A 2,840-nucleotide genomic window follows, 5' to 3' on the forward strand; every position below is an offset into this window, starting at 1 on the left:
CCTTACTTCTAAGGAATTTTCGAGAGTGGCGAACACTGAACTTCCTGAGGTAACCGAATTGCCCCAAGCTGCCTCCGACTGAGGYGGCGGATTAGGTTCTTGCACAGAGGGCTCAACTCCTTTATAGGGTAAAAATGAATTTAGAATCATCAGTGCTGCACCAATCCCCCCTATGATTAATAAAATTCGCAGTGTCCGCACTCGCTTTGGACCGCCAGGACCGCCGCCAACCGCTGATTCTATGCCATCAAGCCATTTGGCCACCGCGCCTTACCCCCTCTCCATCCTTGAACCTCTCACTTCGCCTTTTGTTGATCCGCAGGTTGTCTTACGATGATTTGATCTTCAGCAAGCCCCCACCCCTTCGAAATCAAGCTGCTTATTGCAGCTGAAGTCGCTGGATCAGCTCTTGACCAATTCCCTTCCGTCTTTTCCGTTTCCGTAGATGCTTCCAGAGCAGCTTGATCATCTATACCGCTTGGAACTGTGCTTCCACCTTCAATAGGCGCTATTTCAACATCTACAACAACGGGCTGTACTGCTTCCACGGAAGCCTCTTCCTTAAACGAGCTTTTTTTGTTATCTGCTGCCTTGAGTGTCACGGTTACTTCACTAATATAGGGAGTTGCTTTACCGGAAACAGTAGTCCATTTCAATATGGCATCAACCTCTGCTATAGGAGCTTTTGTCCGCTCGACCAGCTCATTTCGAATGGATGCTTCCAATGTTCGTTCCGTTAATTTTGCAGCTTCCAGGCTGCGCTTATCGCTCATCGCCTGAGCATCTCGCTTAATTTGGTTTAATCCGCTCATTTGCGATTCAACCTTCATGGCAGATTTGCTCCAATTGTCCATTCCTTCATCCAGCTTGGCTCCAATGTCGCTTTGTATAAGTTTCAATATGGGTGAGAGTATCGTCAGAAGGATGAACAAGCCGACTACTAGCCGAGCGTAGCGCTGCATTGCTTTGTTCGGGAGCAGAAGTTCGACGAACACTGCCAGAAGAATGACTGCAATAATATCTCTCAGCCAGTCACTTAACCAAGCAATCACAGCTCTCGTCCCCTTCCTTACCTGACCATCATCGCCGCATTGCCTGCAGTCAAAATGATCGTAACCGCAAGAAAAAACATAAGACTGACAGCAGCCAAAGCCGCAAATACGTAAATCATCGTCTTGCCGATCGTCTCTAGGCAGGTGACGATCGGTGATTCTCCCAGCGGCTGCATGACAGCAGCAGCAATGTTATAAATGAGCGCTAGCGTCAAAATTTTGATTGCAGGAAATGCGCTGATGAAGAGCAGAATAATGACACCTGCTAAGCCAATTGCATTTTTCGCAAGCATGGAAGCAGAGATGACTGTATCCGCCGCATCGGAAAACATTCTCCCTACAACAGGGACGAAATTTCCTGTTACGAACTTAGCCGTTCGCAGTGTAACGCCATCTGTAACCGCTCCTGTCGCCCCTTGTACGGAGATGACTCCTAGAAAAACCGTCAGCAGCACTCCCATAACGCCTACTCCAATGTTTCGCAGCAGATTAGCTAGTTGGGTAACCTTGAATTTTTCTGATAAAGCACTTGCTATATGAAGCACGGCCGAAAAGAACAATAATGGAAACACTAGCGTGTAAATGAGTGTTCCTACGGCATGAATCATGAAAATAATCAATGGATGTAAAACCGATACGGTGACTACGTTGCCCATTGAAGCAAGCAGCGTTAGCAGCAGCGGGACCATCGCAAGCATAAATTGAATCATGCTTTCAATAGCTCCTTTTGCATAACCCATTGCGACATGGAAACTGTTTACCGCGATAATGATTAGCACCATGTACGTAATCGAGTAGGCTACCTTGCTGACCGCGTTTCGTTCAAAAGCATTTTGCAGCGTTTCGAGCACCATACTGAACACCGTCAGCATCACTATTGTCACAAGGAGCTTGCCATTATAGAGCACCTCATGCCATAAATACTTCAGCAAGCCGCTCAGCATATCCGTTAGCTTTAGGCCATCACCTCCTGGAAGAATCATCTCCATAAAACTTGGAATATGCTGCTCTGGGAAAAAACCGCCATACTCGCTTCGGAGATTGTTCCAGTAAGACTCAACAGCACCCGTTTCCAATCCGCCAATCTGCTGGGTTGTCAGCTCTTTTGCAAGCTCATCCGCGTTAGCTTGATTATCCAAAACCGGCGCTGCGCTCTCACCGCTAATGGCATAGGTAACTGTCGGAGCGATTGATAAAATGATCATGGATACAAAGATGAACAGCAACAGCTTGGCCCGTTCACGTGCAGGAGTCAGCTTCATCATTCGCTTCAACCCCCATCCGGCAGCAGCCCGATTACTGTCTCGACAATGACGCTGATAATAGGGACAGCCATAACCAGAATAAACACTTTGCCGGCAAATTCGATTTTTGAGGCAATTCCTTCTTGCCCTGCATCTCTGACGATCTGTGCTCCAAACTCAGCAATATATGCGATTCCGATTATTTTCAAGATCGTCTTCAAGTAAATGGAAGGGATACCTGATCGATTAGCCAGATCCTCAAGCACGGAAATGACAATTTCGATTTTGCCGATCAAATACAGGAATATAAACAATCCCGTAAACGCGGCGAGCAAAAAGGAGAACATCGGCTTTTGCTCTCGAACGACAATAATGAGTACCGAAGCCATCAGACCAAGACCAACGATTTGAATCATTTCCATCTGGCTCACCTGCTTGCAATCACTTCTAAATGATGATGTCTACTGGAACAAAAAAATCGATTTAATTTCTTGGAATAATTCATTAAGCATTCGAACAACCATAAACAAAACGACAACAAATC

The 2,840-nt window shown here is 46.4% G+C and carries 3 protein-coding genes and 2 pseudogenes; all 5 read right to left on the minus strand.

The window, feature by feature from the left end:
- Positions 1-264: pseudogene (locus tag AC1DSE_RS33775) on the minus strand (stage III sporulation protein AG); the annotation flags it as partial.
- Positions 265-296: 32 nt separating this feature from the next.
- Positions 297-1,052, minus strand: a complete 756-nt coding sequence (gene spoIIIAF, locus AC1DSE_RS33780) for a stage III sporulation protein AF (protein WP_477510514.1) — start codon at positions 1,050-1,052, stop codon at positions 297-299.
- 17 nt (positions 1,053-1,069) lie between these two features.
- Positions 1,070-2,314 carry a stage III sporulation protein AE gene (gene spoIIIAE / locus AC1DSE_RS33785; protein ID WP_441910507.1) on the minus strand — a complete coding sequence of 415 codons (1,245 nt, stop codon included), beginning with the start codon at positions 2,312-2,314 and terminating at the stop codon, positions 1,070-1,072.
- An 8-nt stretch (positions 2,315-2,322) separates the two neighbouring features.
- Positions 2,323-2,718 (minus strand): stage III sporulation protein AD, encoded by a 396-nt coding sequence (gene spoIIIAD, locus AC1DSE_RS33790; RefSeq protein ID WP_054024281.1) that lies wholly within the window; start codon positions 2,716-2,718, stop codon positions 2,323-2,325.
- Positions 2,719-2,757: 39 nt separating this feature from the next.
- Positions 2,758-2,840 (minus strand): annotated as a pseudogene (locus AC1DSE_RS33795) (stage III sporulation protein AC); the annotation flags it as partial.

It is taken from the genome of Paenibacillus sp. 01L418 (assembly GCF_056400045.1).

Coding starts and splice junctions, on each gene's coding strand:
- spoIIIAE (WP_441910507.1), bottom strand. CDS start 2,314: ATGAAGCTGACTCCTGCACGTGAACGGGCCAAGCTGTTGCTGTTCATC.
- spoIIIAD (WP_054024281.1), bottom strand. CDS start 2,718: ATGGAAATGATTCAAATCGTTGGTCTTGGTCTGATGGCTTCGGTACTC.